Source organism: Pseudomonas flavescens, assembly GCF_013408425.1.
Taxonomy (GTDB): Bacteria; Pseudomonadota; Gammaproteobacteria; order Pseudomonadales; family Pseudomonadaceae; genus Aquipseudomonas; species Aquipseudomonas fulva_A.
Map to the genome: position 1 here is coordinate 4,121,577 of NZ_JACBYV010000001.1, position 18,655 is coordinate 4,140,231.

Annotated in this window: 17 protein-coding genes; 15 read left to right on the forward strand and 2 right to left on the reverse strand. The window is 64.3% G+C overall.

The features are described from left to right. Nucleotides 1-35: 35 nt before the first annotated feature. The 12 genes from FHR27_RS18545 to FHR27_RS18600 all read left to right on the forward strand — a co-directional run bounded on the left by FHR27_RS18545 (nucleotide 36) and on the right by FHR27_RS18600 (nucleotide 13,722). Nucleotides 36-470, forward strand: coding sequence for a DUF411 domain-containing protein (locus tag FHR27_RS18545; protein ID WP_042556747.1), 435 nt, complete (start codon nucleotides 36-38; stop codon nucleotides 468-470). Between the two features lie 16 nt (nucleotides 471-486). Continuing rightward, complete coding sequence (ypfJ, locus tag FHR27_RS18550; protein WP_042556746.1) at nucleotides 487-1,350, forward strand: KPN_02809 family neutral zinc metallopeptidase; 864 nt, start codon at nucleotides 487-489, stop codon at nucleotides 1,348-1,350. A 104-nt stretch (nucleotides 1,351-1,454) separates the two neighbouring features. Beyond that, the gene (rfbB, locus tag FHR27_RS18555; protein WP_179539256.1) at nucleotides 1,455-2,522 is read left to right on the forward strand and encodes a dTDP-glucose 4,6-dehydratase; all 1,068 of its coding nucleotides are present in this window, start codon (nucleotides 1,455-1,457) and stop codon (nucleotides 2,520-2,522) included. After that, nucleotides 2,519-3,388 carry a glucose-1-phosphate thymidylyltransferase RfbA gene (gene rfbA / locus FHR27_RS18560; protein WP_179539257.1) on the forward strand — a complete coding sequence of 290 codons (870 nt, stop codon included), beginning with the start codon at nucleotides 2,519-2,521 and terminating at the stop codon, nucleotides 3,386-3,388. The genes rfbB and rfbA overlap by 4 nt, the downstream gene beginning before the upstream one ends. After that, nucleotides 3,388-3,933 carry a dTDP-4-dehydrorhamnose 3,5-epimerase gene (rfbC, locus tag FHR27_RS18565; protein ID WP_179539258.1) on the forward strand — a complete coding sequence of 182 codons (546 nt, stop codon included), beginning with the start codon at nucleotides 3,388-3,390 and terminating at the stop codon, nucleotides 3,931-3,933. The genes rfbA and rfbC overlap by 1 nt, the downstream gene beginning before the upstream one ends. Continuing rightward, nucleotides 3,930-4,799, forward strand: a complete 870-nt coding sequence (gene rfbD / locus FHR27_RS18570) for a dTDP-4-dehydrorhamnose reductase (protein WP_042556742.1) — start codon at nucleotides 3,930-3,932, stop codon at nucleotides 4,797-4,799. The genes rfbC and rfbD overlap by 4 nt, the downstream gene beginning before the upstream one ends. A 127-nt stretch (nucleotides 4,800-4,926) precedes the next feature. Continuing rightward, nucleotides 4,927-6,744, forward strand: a complete 1,818-nt coding sequence (locus tag FHR27_RS18575; protein WP_179539259.1) for a sensor histidine kinase — start codon at nucleotides 4,927-4,929, stop codon at nucleotides 6,742-6,744. Then, a complete protein-coding gene (locus FHR27_RS18580) occupies nucleotides 6,741-8,126 on the forward strand; it encodes a sigma-54-dependent transcriptional regulator (RefSeq protein ID WP_042556741.1) in 1,386 nt (461 codons plus the stop codon). The genes FHR27_RS18575 and FHR27_RS18580 overlap by 4 nt, the downstream gene beginning before the upstream one ends. A gap of 342 nt (nucleotides 8,127-8,468) precedes the next feature. Next, a complete protein-coding gene (dctP, locus tag FHR27_RS18585) occupies nucleotides 8,469-9,464 on the forward strand; it encodes a C4-dicarboxylate TRAP substrate-binding protein DctP (protein WP_042556739.1) in 996 nt (331 codons plus the stop codon). A 166-nt stretch (nucleotides 9,465-9,630) separates the two neighbouring features. Next, nucleotides 9,631-10,263 carry a TRAP transporter small permease gene (locus FHR27_RS18590; protein WP_179539260.1) on the forward strand — a complete coding sequence of 211 codons (633 nt, stop codon included), beginning with the start codon at nucleotides 9,631-9,633 and terminating at the stop codon, nucleotides 10,261-10,263. Beyond that, a complete protein-coding gene (dctM, locus tag FHR27_RS18595) occupies nucleotides 10,260-11,543 on the forward strand; it encodes a C4-dicarboxylate TRAP transporter large permease protein DctM (RefSeq protein ID WP_042555999.1) in 1,284 nt (427 codons plus the stop codon). Before FHR27_RS18590 ends, dctM begins: the two co-directional genes overlap by 4 nt. A gap of 262 nt (nucleotides 11,544-11,805) precedes the next feature. Further along, a complete protein-coding gene (locus tag FHR27_RS18600) occupies nucleotides 11,806-13,722 on the forward strand; it encodes a beta-ketoacyl synthase (protein WP_179539261.1) in 1,917 nt (638 codons plus the stop codon). Nucleotides 13,723-13,933: 211 nt separating this feature from the next. Here FHR27_RS18600 and cysQ read toward each other — a convergent pair whose 3' ends face one another. Both cysQ and nudE read right to left on the reverse strand, forming a co-directional pair. Continuing rightward, complete coding sequence (gene cysQ, locus FHR27_RS18605; RefSeq protein WP_179539262.1) at nucleotides 13,934-14,764, reverse strand: 3'(2'),5'-bisphosphate nucleotidase CysQ; 831 nt, start codon at nucleotides 14,762-14,764, stop codon at nucleotides 13,934-13,936. Continuing rightward, on the reverse strand, nucleotides 14,761-15,327 hold the full coding sequence (gene nudE, locus FHR27_RS18610; RefSeq protein WP_042555074.1) for an ADP compounds hydrolase NudE: 567 nt from the start codon (nucleotides 15,325-15,327) through the stop codon (nucleotides 14,761-14,763). Before nudE ends, cysQ begins: the two co-directional genes overlap by 4 nt. A 134-nt stretch (nucleotides 15,328-15,461) precedes the next feature. Here nudE and yrfG point away from each other — a divergent pair, with 134 nt between their 5' ends. From yrfG to FHR27_RS26980, 3 genes are all read left to right on the forward strand, one after another. Next, a complete protein-coding gene (yrfG, locus tag FHR27_RS18615) occupies nucleotides 15,462-16,130 on the forward strand; it encodes a GMP/IMP nucleotidase (protein ID WP_042555073.1) in 669 nt (222 codons plus the stop codon). A gap of 386 nt (nucleotides 16,131-16,516) precedes the next feature. Further along, complete coding sequence (gene atzF / locus FHR27_RS18620) at nucleotides 16,517-18,322, forward strand: allophanate hydrolase (RefSeq protein ID WP_257026948.1); 1,806 nt, start codon at nucleotides 16,517-16,519, stop codon at nucleotides 18,320-18,322. 103 nt (nucleotides 18,323-18,425) lie between these two features. Further along, nucleotides 18,426-18,551: a hypothetical protein gene (locus FHR27_RS26980; protein WP_257026949.1), complete on the forward strand. Its 126-nt coding sequence runs from the start codon at nucleotides 18,426-18,428 to the stop codon at nucleotides 18,549-18,551. The last annotated feature ends 104 nt before the right edge of the window (nucleotides 18,552-18,655 follow it).

Below are 18,655 nucleotides of genomic sequence, written 5' to 3' on the forward strand. Positions count from 1 at the left end.
CGCTATGCTCGTGCAACCCAATCGAGGATTCCAGCATGCGCCCACTGCTTCTGCTGGCCGGCCTGTTCGCCGGCATAGCCCAGGCCGCCGAGCCACCGACCATCGACGTCCACCGCGATGCCAACTGCGGTTGCTGCAAGGGCTGGATCAGCCATCTGCAGGCCAACGGCTTCCAGGTCAACGACCATGTCGAGACCGACATGCATAGGGTCAAACAGCGCCTCGGCGTACCCGAGCATCTGGGCTCCTGCCACACCGCTGTGATCGACGGCAAATTCGTCGAGGGCCATGTCCCGGCGGCGGACATCCTCACCCTGCGCCAGCGCCCGGATCTGCTCGGCATCGCCGCACCTGGAATGCCCACCGGCTCGCCGGGGATGGAGCGCGGCGACATCCGCGATGCCTACCAGGTCATCGGCCTGGACGCACGAGGCGAGGAAAGCGTGGTCAGTAGCTACCCGGGCAACTGATTGAAAGGACAATGCCATGCGCTGGAAACGAGCACGACGCAGTGACAACGTGGTGGATGCCCGCGGCAGCGGTGGGTCGCGCTTTGGCGGTGGCCGCGGCCTGGGCCTGGGCGGTATCGCCATCGTCGTGGTGGTCGGCCTGCTGATGGGCCAGGATCCGTTACAGATTCTCGGCCAACTGGCTGGCCAGTCGGGCGGCTATTCCACCAGCCAGACGGAGCAGCCAGCGGCGGATGACGAACAGTCGCAATTCGTGCGGGCGGTTCTCGGCGATACCGAAGACACCTGGCGCGCTATCTTCCAGTCCGCCAATCGCCAGTATCAGGACCCGACGCTGGTGCTGTTCGATGGCGGTGTGAACTCCGCTTGCGGCTTCGCCAGTTCGGCGGTGGGCCCCTTCTATTGCCCGGGCGACAAGCAGGTCTATCTGGACCTGAGCTTCTTCCGCGATCTGGAGCAGCGCTACGGCGCGGCTGGCGACTTCGCCCAGGCCTATGTGATCGCTCACGAGGTCGGCCACCACGTGCAGACCCTGCTGGGCGTCTCCGCCAAGGTCAACGCGGCGCGCCAGCGCGGCGAGAATCTGGAGGGTGCCAACGGTCTGCTGGTTCGCCAGGAGCTGCAGGCAGACTGCCTGGCAGGTATCTGGGCACACCATGCGCAGCGGCGCCTGGACTGGCTCGAACCCGGCGACCTGGAGGAAGCCCTGAACGCCGCCAACGCCATCGGCGATGACCGCCTGCAGCAACAGGCCCGTGGCAGGGTGGTGCCGGACTCCTTCACCCACGGCACGTCGGAGCAGCGCGTGCGCTGGTTCACCACCGGTTTCGAGGGTGGCCAGGTCAGTGCCTGCGACACCTTTTCCAGCGCGCGGCTGTAAACCGCCAGCCGCACCCGGCTCACGGAAGCGGCCGGGGCTTGCCCGCTGTACGCAAAACCTGCCGGGCAGGCATACTTCACACTTTTACCGTCGGGCTATCTTCAATGCGCATTCTCGTCACCGGCGGCGCGGGCTTCATCGGCTCCGCGCTGATTCGCCACCTGATCAACGATACCGATCATGAGGTGCTCAATCTCGACAAGCTGACCTACGCCGGCAATCTGGAATCCCTCCAGCAGGTCGAGAACGACCCGCGCTACCGCTTCGTGCAGGCGGACATCGGCGATCAGGCCGCAGTGGCCGATGCCCTGCAGCACTTTCAGCCGGACGCCATCATGCACCTGGCTGCCGAGTCCCACGTCGACCGCTCCATCGACGGCCCGGCGGCGTTCATCCAGACCAACATCGTCGGCACCTATGCCCTGCTCGAGGCCACCCGCGCCTACTGGCTGGGGCTGGACGAACAGCGCCGTCAGGCATTCCGTTTCCACCACATTTCCACCGACGAGGTGTATGGCGACCTGCACGGCGTCGACGATCTGTTCACCGAGCAGACACCCTACGCACCCAGCTCGCCCTACTCGGCCAGCAAGGCCGCCTCGGACCATCTGGTGCGCGCCTGGCAGCGAACCTATGGCTTGCCGGTGCTGCTGACCAACTGCTCGAACAACTACGGCCCGTATCACTTCCCGGAGAAGCTGATCCCGTTGGTCATCCTCAATGCCCTGGATGGCAAACCGCTGCCGGTATATGGCAACGGCCAGCAGGTGCGCGACTGGCTGTTCGTCGAGGATCACGCCCGGGCCCTGCTGCAGGTGGTCAGCCGCGGCGCGGTTGGCGAGACCTACAACATCGGCGGCCACAACGAGCAGAAGAACCTCGACGTGGTGCATGCCATCTGCGACCTGCTCGACGAGCTGCAGCCGCGTGCGGCGGGCTCCTACCGCGAGCAGATCACCTTCGTCACCGACCGCCCCGGCCATGACCTGCGCTACGCCATCGACGCCAGCAAGATCGAGCGCGAGCTGGGCTGGACACCGCAAGAGACCTTCCCCAGCGGCCTGCGCAAGACCGTGCGCTGGTACCTGGACAACCTCGACTGGTGCCGCCGCGTACAGGACGGCAGCTATCAGCGTGAGCGGCTCGGCGCCCCCAAGGAGCAACAACAGTGAAAGGCATCATTCTCGCCGGAGGCTCCGGCACCCGTCTGCACCCGATCACCCTGGGCGTGTCCAAGCAGTTGCTGCCGATCTACGACAAGCCGATGATCTACTACCCGCTGTCGGTGCTGATGCTGGCCGGCATCCGCGAGATCCTGATCATTTCCACGCCCCACGACCTGCCGCAGTTCCAGAAGATGCTTGGCGACGGCAGCCAGTTCGGCCTGCAACTGAGCTACGCCGAACAGCCCGAGCCGGATGGCCTGGCACGCGCTTTCATCATTGGCGAGTCGTTCATCGGTGACGATTCGGTGTGCCTGATCCTTGGCGACAATATCTTCCATGGTCAGCACTTCACCGAGAAACTGCTGCGTGCCGCCGCAGCGGACAAGGGCGCCACGGTATTCGGCTACTGGGTCCGGGACCCCGAGCGCTTCGGCGTGGTCGAGTTCGATGCCCAGGGCCAGGCCATTTCCATCGAGGAAAAACCGGCGCAACCGCGCTCTCAGTATGCGGTGACCGGGCTGTACTTCTACGACAACGACGTGATCGAGATCGCCAAGGCGGTCAAACCCTCGGCACGTGGCGAACTGGAAATCACCGACATCAACAACGCTTACCTTCAGCGCGGCGATCTGCGCGTGGAACGCCTCGGCCGTGGCTTCGCCTGGCTCGACACCGGCACCCACGACAGCCTGCTGGAAGCCTCGCAATACGTGCAAACCATCGAGCACCGCCAGGGTCTGAAGGTCGCCTGCCTGGAAGAAATCGCCTATGGGCAGGACTGGATCGATCGTGACCGCCTGCTGCAACAGGCCAAGGCGTTCGGCAAAACCGGCTATGGCCAGTACCTGTTCGGGCTGGCCGAGGACAATTGATGCAAGTCATCCAAACCGAAATCCCCGATGTACTCATTCTGCAACCCAAGGTGTTCGGTGATGAGCGGGGCTTCTTCTTCGAGAGTTTCAATGCCCAGGCCTTCACCGAAGCGACCGGCCTGAACCCCACCTTCGTGCAGGACAACCATTCCCGCTCGCAGCGCGGGGTGTTGCGCGGCCTGCACTATCAGGTGCAACAGGCCCAGGGCAAGCTGGTGCGCGTCAGCGCAGGCGAGGTCTATGACGTCGCCGTTGACCTGCGTCGCCAGTCGCCAACCTTCGGCCAGTGGGTCGGTGCCTACCTTTCCGCGGACAACAAGCGCCAGATGTGGGTGCCGGAAGGCTTCGCCCATGGTTTTCTGGTGCTCAGCGAATTCGCCGAATTCCTCTACAAGACCACCGATTACTACGCCCCGGCCCACGAGCGCTGCATCCGCTGGGACGATCCCAAGCTGGCCATCGACTGGCAACTGCAAGGCGATCCCAAACTCTCGGCGAAGGATCAGCAGGGCCTGAGCTTCGACGAGGCCGAGCTGTTTCCATGAAGATCCTACTGCTCGGCCAGCACGGCCAGGTCAGCCGCGAGCTGCAATTGCTGCTTGGTCAGCATCACGAACTCATCGTGCTGGGCAGAGAGCAACTCGACCTTGCCGATACCGGGCGCGTTCGTGACGCCGTACGCCACCTGCGCCCCGAACTGATCGTCAATGCCGCCGCACACACCGCGGTCGATGCGGCAGAAAGCGAGCCGGACGCGGCCTTCGCGATCAATGCCAGCGCTCCCGGTGTACTCGCCGAGGAAGCGGCCGACCTCGACGTGCCGCTGATCCACTACTCCACCGATTACGTGTTCGATGGCAGCAACCCCGCTGCCTACCACGAGCAGGACACGCCCAATCCGCTGGGCGTCTACGGGCGCAGCAAGCTGGCCGGCGAGCAGGCCATCGCCGCGGTCGGTGGCAAGCACCTGATCCTGCGAACCAGCTGGGTGTATTCCCTGCACGGACGCAACTTCCTGTTGACCATGCAGCGCCTGCTGCAGGATCGAGCGCAGCTCAGCGTAGTGGCCGATCAGGTTGGTGCACCGACCTGGGCAGGCAGCATCGCAGCGGCCACCGCTCAGTTGATCGAGCGCTGGCAAACGCAGCAGACCAATGCCTGGGGTCTCTATCACTTCACCGCGCGCGGCGAGACCTCCTGGTTCGGTTTCGCCGAAGCCATCGCCGCACAGTTGCAGGCCCAAGGCAGATCCGTCGCGCAGCTGGCGCCGATTGCCACCACGGACTACCCGACACCCGCGCAGCGCCCCCTCAATTCGCGCCTGGACGGTACTCGTCTGGAGCAGGACTGGGGCGTACGCCTGCCGGACTGGCAGGACGGCCTGCTGGAATGCCTGAACAGCCCGCGCTGACGCCACTGCGCCGCCTGGGTTGAGCGCAGCGATACACGGCTCTTGCCAAGCATCGCAGGCTCGACCCGGGCTACCCGGCTGAAAGCTTATGCGCTCATAATGCCCGGGTCTTCCCGGCGCCTACTTCATGAACACGATTCCCACCACCATGCCCAAACGCCCACGCTGGCGCAGCCTGGCCCTGCTGGCGCTGCTGCTGGCGCCGTTGCTGTGGCCGCTGCAGCACCTCGCCGAGCGTTACTACCGCGCCGAACTGACCGAGCAGAATCGTCAGACCCTCGACCTGTATGTGGCCAACCTGCTGGGCACCTTGCGCCGTTATGAGGTACTGCCACCGATTCTTGGCGACTTGCCAGGCCTGCGTACCGTCCTCGCGACGCCGGCAGACGAAGCGGCCCAGGCCGCGGCCAATCAGCTGCTCAAACGGGTTCGCCAGCAGACTGGTGCCGACGTGATCTACCTGATGAACCCCGCCGGGGAAACCCTGGCTGCCTCCAACTGGGATCAGCAGGACACCTTCGTGCGTGGCAACTTCGCCTTCCGGCCCTACTTCCAGGAAGCCCTGGCCGGCCGCCTGGGGCGCTTCTTCGGTCTTGGCACGACTTCCGGCAAGCGTGGCTACTACTTCGCCTCCGCCGTTTACGATGGCAACCAGAAGATTGGCGTGATGGTGATCAAGGTCGACCTCGACCACACCGAGAGCCTGTGGGGCAATACCCCGGAACAGCTACTGGTGACCGACGGCAATGGCGTGGTGATACTCACGTCGCGACCGGACTGGCGGTTTCACGCCAGCCGTCCGCTGGACAAGGCCGAGCGCGCCTCCATCGCCGCCATCCAGCCGTATCCGACCCAATCGCCACCGCCCCTGCACCTCGATGCCGATGTCTGGCTGACCCAGAGCAGGGTGCTCGACGAGACCGGCTGGAGCGTCAGCATTCTAGCCCCCCGCGTGGTGCTCGATCGCTCGGTACGCACCGTGGTGGCCATCGGTGGTGGCGCCCTGCTGGTGCTGATTCTGCTCCTCGGCCTGATGATGCAGCGACGCCGTCACTACCTCGACCGCATCGCCCTGAGCACCCGGGCCCGTCAGGAACTGGAGCAGCGCGTGCAGGAGCGAACCCAGGATCTTGAGCGCCTCAACAGCCGTCTGAAGCAGGAAGTACTGGAGCGCGAGCAGGCTCAGCAGGAACTGGTACAGGCCCAGGACGAACTGGTGCAAGCCAGCAAGCTGACGGCCCTTGGCACCATGAGTGCCAGCATCAGCCACGAACTCAATCAACCACTTGCAGCCATCCGCAGCTACGCGGAGAACGCCGGGGTACTGCTCGACCACGAACGCACCGAAGACGCTCGCGGCAACCTCAAGCTGATCAGCCAGCTCACCGAGCGCATGGCCTCGATCATCGCTCACCTGCGGGCCTTCGCCCGGCGCGATCGCCATGCCCCGGAAAGCGTGGCCCTGCAACCGGCCATCGACGATGCCCTGGCGCTACTGGCCAAGCGCCGTCGTGCCATGGACGTGGAGCTTATCCGCGACCTGCCCGATGCCACGCTCTGGGTCCAGGCCGGCGAAACCCGCCTGCGTCAGGTGCTCAGCAACCTGCTGGCCAATGCCCTCGATGCCCTCGGCGAACGGGCACAACCGCGACGTATCTGGATCAGCACCGAGCTGCACGACAACCTGGTCGAGCTGCACCTGCGCGACAACGGTCCGGGCTTTTCCGAGACGGCCCTGGCCCACGCCCGGGAACCCTTCTTCACCACCAAGACCAGCGCCCAGGGCCTCGGTCTCGGCCTGGCGATCTGCGACACCCTGATGCGCGCCCTGGGTGGCGAGCTGCTATTCAGCAACCACCCCAAAGGGGGGGCTCACCTGATCCTGCGCCTGCACAGCGCCGAAAACGGCGTGAACATCCAGCCGCCAGAGGACTTCGCCGTATGACCATCATCGACGCCCGTACCCAGGTTCTACTGATCGACGACGACCCGCACCTGCGCCAGGCCCTCAGCCAGACCCTCGACCTGGCCGGCCTCAAGGTCACCACCCTGGCCGATGCCAAGGGCCTCGCCGAGCGTATCGACCGCGACTGGCCCGGCGTGGTGGTCAGCGATATCCGCATGCCCGGCGTCGACGGCCTGCAACTGCTCAAGCAACTGCACGAACAGGACCCTGAGCTGCCGGTTCTACTGATCACCGGCCATGGCGACGTGCCCCTGGCCGTACAGGCCATGCGCGCCGGTGCCTACGACTTCCTGGAGAAGCCCTTCGCCAGCGAAGACCTGCTGGAAAGCGTGCGCCGCGCCCTGGCCCTGCGGCGCCTGGTGCTGGACAACCGCAGCCTGCGTCTGGCCCTCGCCGACCGCCAGCAACTGTCCGCTCGCCTGGTCGGTCACTCGCCCGCGATCCAGCGCCTGCGCGAGCAGATCGGCTCCCTCGCGGGGATCAGCACCGATGTGCTGATCCTCGGTGAAACCGGTGCCGGCAAGGAAGTGGTGGCGCGTGCGCTGCACGATCTGTCGAGCCGACGTGACGGGCCATTCGTGGCCATCAACGCTGGCGCGTTAGCCGAGTCGGTGGTGGAAAGCGAGCTGTTCGGCCACGAGCCTGGTGCCTTCACCGGCGCGCAGAAACGCCGCATCGGCAAATTCGAGTTCGCCAACGGCGGCACCCTGTTCCTCGACGAGATCGAGAGCATGAGCCTGGAGGTGCAGGTCAAGCTACTGCGCCTGCTGCAGGAGCGTGTGGTCGAGCGCCTCGGTGGCAACCAGTTGATCCCCCTGGATATCCGTGTGATCGCGGCCACCAAGGAAGACCTGCGCACCGCCGCCGATCAGGGCCGCTTCCGCGCTGACCTGTATTACCGGCTGAACGTCGCGCCGCTGCGTATTCCGCCACTTCGCGAACGTGGCGAAGACATCCTCGTGTTGTTCCAGCACTTCGCCAACAACGCCAGCACCCGCCATGGCCTGACCCAGCGCGAACTGCAGCCTGGCCAACGTGCCCTGCTGCTGCGTCATCCCTGGCCAGGCAACGTGCGGGAACTGCAGAACGCTGGCGAGCGTTTCGCGCTGGGGCTGGACCTTGGGCTGGAACTGTCCCATGACAGCCCGCTGCACAACGCCCCCCTGTCCGGAAGCCTGAGCGAGCAGGTCGAGGCCTTCGAGCGCGCGCTGATCGCCGCTGAGCTGACCCGCAATCACGGCTCGCTGCGTAGCCTGGCAGAAGCCCTGGGGGTGCCACGCAAGACGCTGCACGACAAACTGCGCAAGCACGGGCTGAACTTCGCGGATGCTGGCGGAAGCTCGCCAGAGGACATCGAGTAAACAAGCGGATTATTGCCGACTCTTTCAGCGTCCTCGCCGCTCCCTCCGCAAACCGCCAGCCGCAAGGGCTGGCGTCATCAGCTCGTCAAATCAAGCACCCCATGCCGGGCAAGGCTTTGCGCCCTGCGCAAAGCTGTCCTGCGTATTTTCGCCACACCCTGGCACAGCGCTTGCTCTAGTCCGATCCAGCGAAAAACAAGTACAAGTCCAGGCCAATCGCTGCCAACCGATGCTGCCGTCTCCACGGCAATCCTCGACTTGCCCTTGTTCGCTCGTTTCAGCGCCCCCATCGAGGGTGCGCCATCCAACAACAAGACAGGCAATAACAAGAGGAAGCATCCCATGTTCAATTTCACTGCCAAGGCGCTGGTCTGCGCCCTGTCGCTGAGCATCGCAGGCCTGGCCCAGGCTGCCGATCCAATCTCCATCAAGTTCGCCCACGTGGTTGCCGAGCACACTCCGAAAGGCCAGGGCGCGCTGCTGTTCAAGAAGCTCGTCGACGAGCGTCTGGACGGCAAGGTGACCGTGCAGGTGTACCCGAACTCCTCGCTGTTCGGCGACGGCAAGGAAATGGAAGCGCTGCTGCTCGGTGACGTACAGATCATCGCCCCGTCCCTGGCCAAGTTCGAGCATTACACCAAGCAGATCCAGATCTTCGACCTGCCGTTCCTGTTCGACGACATCAGCGCCGTCGATCGTTTCCAGCAAAGCCCTGAAGGCAAATCCCTGCTGACCAGCATGGAGAGCAAAGGCATCACCGGCCTGGGTTACTGGCACAACGGCATGAAGCAGCTGTCGGCCAACAAGAAACTGGTCGAGCCGAAAGATGCCCGTGGTCTGAAATTCCGCGTACAGGCTTCCGCCGTGCTCGACGAGCAGTTCAAGGCCCTGCGCGCCGCGCCGCGCAAGATGAGCTTCGCCGAGGTCTATCAAGGCCTGCAGACTGGCGTGGTCAACGGTGCCGAGAACCCCTACTCGAACATCTACAGCCAGAAGATGCACGAAGTGCAGAAGTTCATCACCGAGTCCGACCACGGCGTTCTGGACTACATGGTGATCACCAACACCAAGTTCTGGGACGGCCTGCCGGAAGACATCCGCACCGAGCTGACCGCTATCCTGGCCGAGGTCACCGTCGAGGTGAACAAGCAGGCCGAAGCGCTGAACCAGAAAGACAAGCAGCGCATCCTCGATGCCGGCACCACCGAAATCGTCACCCTGACGCCCGAGCAGCGCGAACTGTGGCGTGAAGCCATGCGTCCGGTGTGGAAGAAGTTCGAAGGCGAGATCGGTGCCGATCTGATCAAGGCTGCCGAAGCCGCCAACCAGGCCAACTGAGGCCGCCCGGCTCCGCATCCTGGAGCCATCCGGTGGCGACTCCTGAACGGGGTCGTCACCCGCTTTGCCGATATCGACACCCGATGGCTGCAGCGCCGCTGCCGAGCCCCGGGTGCCGCTGTCTCTTACGTCGCCTCGCGACCGCTCTCATACACGGAGATAACCCATGCACGCTGTCGCTCGTGTCTGGAACCAAGCCGAAGAGGTGATGGTGGCATTCCTGCTTGCAGGCATGACCCTGGTCACCTTCTCGTACGTGGTATTCAACAACCTCTACGGCGTTTTCTACGCCCTGGGTGATTCCCTGCCGTTCGCCAACGATGCGATGTTCAGCATTGGCGACGGCATCCTTTATGTCGCCCAGGAAATGACCTGGAGCGTGGCCCTGACCAAGGCCATGTTCGGCTGGCTGATCTTCGTCGGTCTGGCCTGGGGCGTGCGCATCGGTGCGCACATCGGCGTCGACCTGCTGGTGCGCATGTTCAAGCCTGCCCTGCAGAAAACCGTGGCGATCATCGCCTTGATCATCTGCCTGGCGTATTGCGCGCTGATGGCCTACTCCAGCGAGCAGTGGGTCGCGGTGCTGTTCAACATCGGCACCGGTGCCGAGGACCTGGACCGCTTCGGCGTCCAGCAGTGGCACATCGTGATGATCGTGCCGATTGGCTTCTCTCTCATGTTCCTGCGTTTCGCCCAGGTATTGGTGCGGGTGATCCAGGACAAGCAGATTGGTTTTGGTGGTCACGGCGAAGTCGAAGACGCCATCAAACTCGCCGAAGAGACGGAGGCTAAACGATGACCATCGCATTTCTGTTCGTCGCCCTGTTCGCGCTGATGTTCATCGGCATTCCGGTGGCGATTTCCCTGGGTTTGTCCGGGGCCATGACCATCCTGTTCTTCAGCAACGACTCGGTGCGTTCGCTGGCGATCAAGCTGTTCGAGACCAGCGAGCACTACACGCTGCTGGCGATTCCGTTCTTCCTGCTGTCGGGTGCGTTCATGACCAGCGGCGGCGTGGCCCGTCGGCTGATCGATTTCGCCAACGCCTGCGTCGGCCATATCAAGGGTGGCCTGGCCATCGCCGCGATCCTGGCGTGCATGCTGTTCGCCGCGCTGAGCGGCTCGTCGCCGGCCACGGTGGCGGCGGTCGGTTCGATCGTCATCGCCGGCATGGTGCGCTCGGGCTACAAGAAGGAGTTCGCCGCCGGTATCGTCTGTAACGCCGGTACCCTGGGCATCCTGATTCCGCCGTCGATCGTCATGGTGGTCTACGCCACCGCGACCGAGACCTCGGTGGGCAAGCTGTTCATGGCCGGCGTGGTGCCGGGGCTGCTGCTGGGCGTGTTCCTGATGATCACCATCTACATCATCGCCCGGGTGAAGAACATGCCGTCGCTGCCGCGGGCGTCGATGAGCGAGATCCTCACTGCCGGGCGCAAGGCCGGCTGGGGGCTGGCGCTGATCGTGATCATCCTCGGCGGCATCTACTCGGGCATGTTCACGCCGACCGAGGCCGCTGCGGTGGCGGCGGTGTACGCGGCCTTCGTGGCGATCTTCATCTACAAGGACATGACCGTTCGCGAGTGCCCGAAGGTGTTCGTCGAGGCCGGCAAGCTGAGCGTGGTGCTGATGTTCATCATCGCCAACGCCATGCTGTTCGCCCACGTGCTGACCACCGAGCAGATCCCGCAGTCGATCACCGCCTGGGTCGTCGACCAGGGCTTCAGCCCGATCGAGTTCCTGATCGTGGTGAACATCGTGCTGCTGATCGCCGGTACCTTCATGGAGCCGTCGGCGATCATCCTGATCCTGGCGCCGATCCTGTTCCCGATCGCCATGCAGCTGGGCATCGACCCGATCCACTTGGGCATCATCATGGTGGTGAACATGGAGATCGGCCTGATCACGCCGCCCACAGGTCTGAACCTGTTCGTCACCTCGGCGGTCACCGGCATGCCGCTGACCCGCGTGGTGCGCGCGGTATCGCCATGGCTGCTGGTGATGCTGGCATTCCTGATCCTGGTGACCTATGTGCCGTTTATCTCGCTGGGGCTGCCGAACTGGCTGGGCATGAACTGACGCTTAGCGCGTAAAAACGAGAGCCCGGCCATAGTGCCGGGCTTCTTCGTTATGGCGATGCGCATCCGGTTCGTGCCGCCGCCCGCGATAACGGGTAACCTTGTATCAAGTCGTGACTTGTGGGTCATGGATCGCGTCACCATAGGCACCCGAATAGCCGTCATGGCGCCTTTCCGTCGAGAAATGCGCGCCTCGCCTCGATCCGCTGACCCGGTATGCGCCTGTTCCGCATGCCGATCTAATTAGTTGAAGGAGTGTCCGCGTGAAGTCTCGTTTGCCTGTGATCGTCGGTTTCGGTGGCTACAATGCCGCCGGCCGCAGCTCCTTCCACCACGGTTTCCGCCGCACGGTGATCGAATCGCTGGACGAACAGGCACGCCGCGAAACCCTCATCGGTCTGGCCGTGATGACCAAGCTGGTACGCGTGGTCGACGGCGCCTATCAGAGCCACGACGGCGAGCCATTGTCCGGCGTGGAGATCGAGCGCCGCTATGCCGAGCAGGTACTGGCCTCCACCCTGGTGCGCCGCATCGAGAAACAGCACCTCGACCCCGACGCCGCCCACTGGCACAAGAGCATCGCCCTGAACGGCGAAGGCGGCAGCCTGACCTTCATCAGTACCCGCAAACAGCTGCCCGAGCCACTGCCAGCCAACTGGTCGGTCGACGAGCTCGATGGCAACGAGGTGCGCGTCACCCTGCACGACACCTGTGAATTCAAGGTCGACAGCTACCGCGCCCTGCCGGTGAAATCCGCGGGCCAGCTGCCAACCGGCTTCGAGCCGGGCGAACTGTACAATTCGCGCTTCCACCCCCGCGGCCTGCAGATGGCCGTGGTCGGCGTCACCGACGCCCTGCGCGCCACCGGCCTGCCCTGGCAGACCATCGTCGACCAGGTAGCGCCGGACGAAATCGCGGTATTCGCCGGCAGCATCATGAGCCAGCTCGACGAAAACGGCTTCGGCGGCCTGATGCAGTCGCGCCTCAAGGGCCATCGCGTCAGCTCCAAGCAACTGGCCCTGGGCCTGAACACCATGCCCGCTGACTTCATCAACGCCTATGTGCTGGGCAGCGTCGGCACCACCGGCAGCATCACCGGCGCCTGTGCCACGTTCCTCTACAACCTGCAGAAAGGCATCGAGCAGATCAATGCCGGCACCGCGCGGGTAGTGATCGTCGGCAACAGCGAGGCGCCGATCAACGCCGAGTGCATCGAGGGCTATGGCGCCATGGGCGCACTGGCCACCGAAGACGGCCTGCGCCTGATCGAAGGCAAGACCGACACGGCCCAGGGTGACGTCGACTTCCGTCGCGCCAGCCGCCCGTTCGGCGACAACTGCGGCTTCACCCTGTCGGAAGCCTGCCAGTTCGTGGTGTTGATGGACGATGAGCTGGCCCTGCAACTGGGTGCCGACATCCACGGCGCCGCCACCGATGTGTTCATCAACGCCGACGGCTTCAAGAAATCCATTTCCGCGCCCGGCCCAGGCAACTACCTGACCGTCGCCAAGGCCGTGGCCAGCGCCGTGCAGCTACTGGGTGTCGATGCCGTGCGTCAGCGCAGCTTCGTACATGCCCACGGTTCAAGCACCCCGGCCAACCGGGTCACCGAGTCCGAACTGCTGGATCGCGTAGCAGCGGCTTTCGCCATCGACAGCTGGCCGGTGGCCGCGGTCAAGGCGTTCGTCGGCCATTCCCTGGCAACCGCCAGTGGCGACCAGGTGATCTCCGCGCTGGGCACCTTCAAGTACGGCATCATTCCTGGCATCAAGACCATCGATGAAGTGGCTGCGGACGTGCACCAGCAGCACCTGAGCATCAGCAACGTGGACCGTCACGACCAGCGCATGGACGTGTGCTTCATCAACTCCAAGGGTTTTGGCGGCAACAACGCCAGCGCCGTGGTACTCGCCCCCCACGTGGTCGAGCGCATGCTGCGCAAGCGCCATGGCGAAGCGGCGTTCAGCGCCTACCAGCAGCGTCGCGAGCAGACCCGCGTGAATGCCCGTGCCTACGACGAGCAGGCAATGAAGGGCCAGCTGGATATCATCTACAACTTCGGCAACGACCTGATCGACGACACGCAGATCGATATCGGCAGCGAGCAGATCAAGGTTCCGGGCTTCGCCCAGCCGCTGGTGTTCAAGCAGGATGATCGCTACCGCGACATGCTCGACTGAGGCATAAGCCATCCCCGCAGGAGCGTCGCCCCCGGCGCGAACGGTTGTGGCCATGCCGCTTTTTTCGCGCCGGCCAGACGATTCGCCGCGAGGTCGCGGCTCCTACACAAAGCGCATCGCCACAACCCCGTAGGAACGTCGCCCCCGGCGCGAACGGTTGTGGCCATGCCGCGTTCTTCGCGCTGGCCAAATGGCGGTTGCCGGGGTTGCGCTAATTAGCTGGGGTGAGCCGCTTGGCTTGCTCGACCAGCACCGCGCGCCACTCGACGTCAGCTGGCAACGCCAGGAAGAAGGGGTTGAGCAGCGACTCCTTCGCCTCATAGCGCAGCGGCTCGCCCTGCAGCGTCAGCACCACACCACCCGCCCCCTCCAGCACGCCCTGCGCCGCAGCGGTGTCCCACTGCGAAGTGGGTGCCAGGCGCGGATAGAAGTCGGCGCTGCCTTCGGCCAGTTGGCAAAATTTCAGCGAACTGCCGACGCTGACTCGCTCGATATCGCCAAAACGCGCAACCAGCGCAGCCAGCAATTGCTCCTGCAAGGCGCTGCCATGCCGGCGGCTGGCAACCACGGTCAGACCACTGGCCGGGGTTTCTCGTACGACGATCGCCTGCGGCTCCTCACCCGGCTCAGCGCGCCAGGCGCCCAGGCCGCTGCCGCCGTAATAGACAACGCCCGAGGCAGGAATGCCGACCACCCCGAACACCACCTGCCCACCCTCGATCAACGCCACGTTGACGGTGAACTCCTCGCTGTCGGCGATGAATTCCTTGGTGCCATCCAGTGGATCGACCAGCCACCAGCGCGCCCAGAGAGCACGTTCACTCAGGGCAATATCGGCATCCTCTTCGGACAGCACGGGAATGCTCGCATCCAGCGCCTGCAGGCCATCGGCGAGGATGCGATGCGCGGCCAGATCGGCGGCGGTCACTGGCGAGGCATCGGCCTTCTCGACCACCTGAACACCCTGGCGCCAGAACGGCAGAATGGCGGCCCCCGCCTGCTGCACCAGCGCCAGCACGGCAGGCAGTAACGGATGGCTCATCGGCTCAGTTCCCCACGCTGCTCCAGCAGATCGCGCACCAGATACAGGGCTGCCAGAGCGCGGCCTTCGCTGAACTGCGGATGCTGAATCAGGGCGGACAGCTCACGCAGACTGACTTTGTCCACGCGCAGCGGCTCCGGCTCGTCGCCGGGCAGCGTTTGTGGATACAGGTCGCGGGCCAGGACCACCTGGATCTTCTGGCTCATGTAGCCGGGAGACAGGCTCAGCTCGGTCAGATGCTCCAGCTTGCGGGCCCCGAAACCGGCCTCTTCCTGCAATTCTCGATTGGCAGCATCGAGTACATCCTCGTCCGGCTCGATCAATCCCTTGGGCAGGGAGATCTCGTAGTCGCCAGTGCCGCCGCAATATTCTTCGACCAGCAGGACGTGCTCGTCATCCACCATGGCCACGATCATCACCGCACCGTGCCCGGTGCCTCGCCCGACCAGCCGTTCATATGTGCGCTCGGCACCGTTGCTGAAGCGCAACTGGATTTCCTCGACACGGAACAGGCGGCTGCTGGCGACGATTTCTCGGGCGATGACGGTGGGCTTCTGACGCATGGGTGAGTCCTGCTGCTGGGCTGACCGGAACGGTTATCATACCGCGCCTGCCTGGATTGTCTGCGCTCTAAAAGCGCGCACTGACGACCAGCAAGCACCGTTCGCCCATTTCTACCTTAGAGAGCCGCCCCGCCATGAACCTGCCCTGGTCCGAGATCGACACCGTACTGCTGGACATGGACGGCACCCTGCTCGATCTGCATTTCGACAATCACTTCTGGCTCGAACACCTGCCGCAGCGTTATGCCGAGCACCATGGCGTCAGCCGTGCCCTGGCCGATGCCGAACTGCAACCGTTGTTCGTCAAGCACGCCGGCCAACTGAACTGGTACTGCACCGACTTCTGGAGCCGCGAGCTGAACCTGTCGATCCGTGACCTCAAGCGTGAGGTCGCCGACCTGATCGCCCTGCGCCCGGACGCCGACACCTTTCTCGCCGCCATCCGCCAGGCCGGCAAACAGGTGGTGATGATCACCAACGCCCACCGCGACTCGCTGTCCCTGAAGCTGGAACGCATCGAACTGGCGCCCTACTTCGACCGCCTGATCAGCTCCCATGATTACGGTTTCCCCAAGGAGGACGCGCAGTTCTGGTTCGCCCTCCAGCAGGACCTGCCCTTCGATCCGGCGCGCAGCCTGTTCATCGACGATAACGTGCCGATCCTGCGCAGCGCCCAACGCTTCGGCGTGAAGCACCTGCTGGCGGTCCTCGAGCCGGATAGCCGCAAGGGCGTGAAGGACACCGAAGAGTTCGAGGCCGTGCGGGATTACCGGGCGCTACTGAACGGGCTGAGCGGCTGGTGAGTGGCGATAGCGGACCTTCGATTTGGTGGGCTAAAGCCCACCCTACAGCCTGCCATTTTGTGGGAGCGGGCCATGCCCGCGAAATCTTGCAGCCAATCGGCGAGAGCGTCGTCATACCTCAGATCGCTTCGCGGGCATGGCCCGCTCCCACAGATTTTTGCGCTCACCCAGAAGATCTACTCTGGCTCGTGGGGTGGGCGCCAGTCCAATACTTATCCGAGCCGCCCACCGCGCACCAAAAGGCTTCAGCGCGGCTCCGCTACGGTGCAGGAATAGTCATAAAAAACCCCCTTATAAAATAAAATTCATAAAAATCAGTTAGTTAAAAACTGGCATTGCTCTTGCTCTAGTAATTCCAACTTGGATACAAGATGGAATCTCAGAGCATGTCCAACGCCTCCTTCGCTTTTACCCTCGCCGACTGGCAACAGGCTTACCGTGATGCCGCGCAACCAGCGGAACTGCTGCGTGACCTGCTCGCGCAACTGAGCCGTGACGACAACGCCTGGATCTGCCTGGCCAGCGCTGCCCAGCTCGACGCCCAGTTGAGCCATCTGCAGGCCCTGCTCGACAAGGCTGAAGGCCAGCAGGACAAGCTGCCGCTGTACGGCGTGCCGTTCGCCATCAAGGACAACATCGACGCCGCAGGCTGGTCCACCACCGCCGCCTGCCCCGAATTCGCCTATGACGCCGAGGCCGATGCCACCGTGGTAGCGCGCCTGCGCGCCGCCGGGGCCATCCTCATCGGCAAGACCAATCTCGATCAGTTCGCTACCGGTCTGGTCGGCACCCGCTCGCCCCACGGCGCGGTCGCCAACAGCTTCAATCCGCAGTACGTCAGCGGCGGTTCCAGCTCCGGCTCGGCCAGCGTGGTCGCACGCGGCCTGGTGCCGTTCTCCCTGGGTACCGATACGGCCGGCTCGGGCCGAGTGCCAGCGGGCTTCAACAATATCGTCGGGCTCAAGCCGACCAAGGGCTGGCTACCGAACACCGGCCTGGTACCGGCGTGCCGTACCGTGGATTGCATCTCGGTGTTCGCCCTCACGGTCGGTGACGCCGAAACCGTCGCCTGCCTCGCGGGCGGTTACGACGCCGAGGACGGCTACTCGCGCCGCAATCCCAACAGCGCACCTGTCGGCATGAAGTCCGCACCGACCTTCGCGGTGCCGGACAGCCTGGAGTTCTTCGGCGATACCCAGACCCAGGCCGTGTTCGAGCAGGCGCTGGGGCAGCTGAAAAGCCTTGGTGTGACCCTCAAGACCATCGATTTCAGCCCCTTCCGTGAGCTTGCCGAGCAGTTGTACTACGGCCCCTGGGTCGCCGAACGTACCGTCGCCGTGGAAGGCGTGCCGGTGGAGCACCTCGATCCGGTGGTACGCGGCATCGTCGATAGCGGCCACCAGTACAGCGCCTGCGACGCCTACAAGGCCGAGTACCTGCGCGCCGAATTGAGCCGCAGGATCAACGACGCGCTGGCAGGTGTCGACGCGCTGGTGGTGCCGACTTCTCCGACCATTCGCAGCCTCGATGAAATGCGTCAGGAGCCGGTGCTGTTCAACAGCCAGTTCGGCACCTACACCAACTTCACCAACCTCGCCGACCTTTCTGCTCTGGCACTGCCCGCCGGCCTGCGCGACGACGGCCTGCCCGCCGGCATCACCCTGCTCGCCCCCGCCTGGCATGACCTGGCCCTGGCGGCTTTCGGCAAACGCTGGCAGGCCAGCCTGGAGCTGCCGCTCGGCGCCACCGGTCGCGCGCTGCCACCGCAAACCCCGGCCACGGCTGTGCCTGTCGGCAGCGTGCGAGTCGCCGTGGTAGGCGCACACCTGACCGGTATGCCGCTGAACTTCCAGCTGACCACCCGCAACGCGGTGCTGGTCGAGCAGACCCTGACCTCGCCGGACTATCGCCTCTACGCCCTGGCCGGCACCGTGCCGCCCAAACCCGGCCTGGCGCGCAGCAGCGACGGCACCTCGATCATCGTCGAGCTGTGGGACATCCCCCTGGCGCGCTTCGGCGAATTCGTCGCCGAAATCCCCGCGCCGCTGGGTATCGGCAACCTGACCCTGGCGGGCGGGCGCAGCGTGAAGGGTTTCATCTGCGAGCCCTGGGCGCTGGCCGATGCCCGAGACATCACCAGTTTCGGTGGATGGCGCGCCTTTATCGCCAGCCAGCAAGCAGCCAAGAACTGAAACCGTAGGGTGGATTGCGCACATCCCTGGTGCCTTTCCCTCACCCATGAAACCGCATGGTGGATCGATAAAGCGCGATCCACCCTACGTCGAGGACAAGACCATGTTCCAGACCGTACTGATCGCCAACCGCGGTGACCAGCCGCGCAGCGGCGCAGCGACGAAGTCAAAGTGCCGGGCGGGCGCAGCCCGTCACGGCGATCTCGCCACGGAGAACCACCATGTTTGAAACAGTCCTGATCGCCAACCGTGGCGACCAGCCGCGCAGCGGCGCAGCGACGAAGTCAAAGTGCCGGGCGGGCGCAGCCCGTCACGGCGATCTCGCCACGGAGA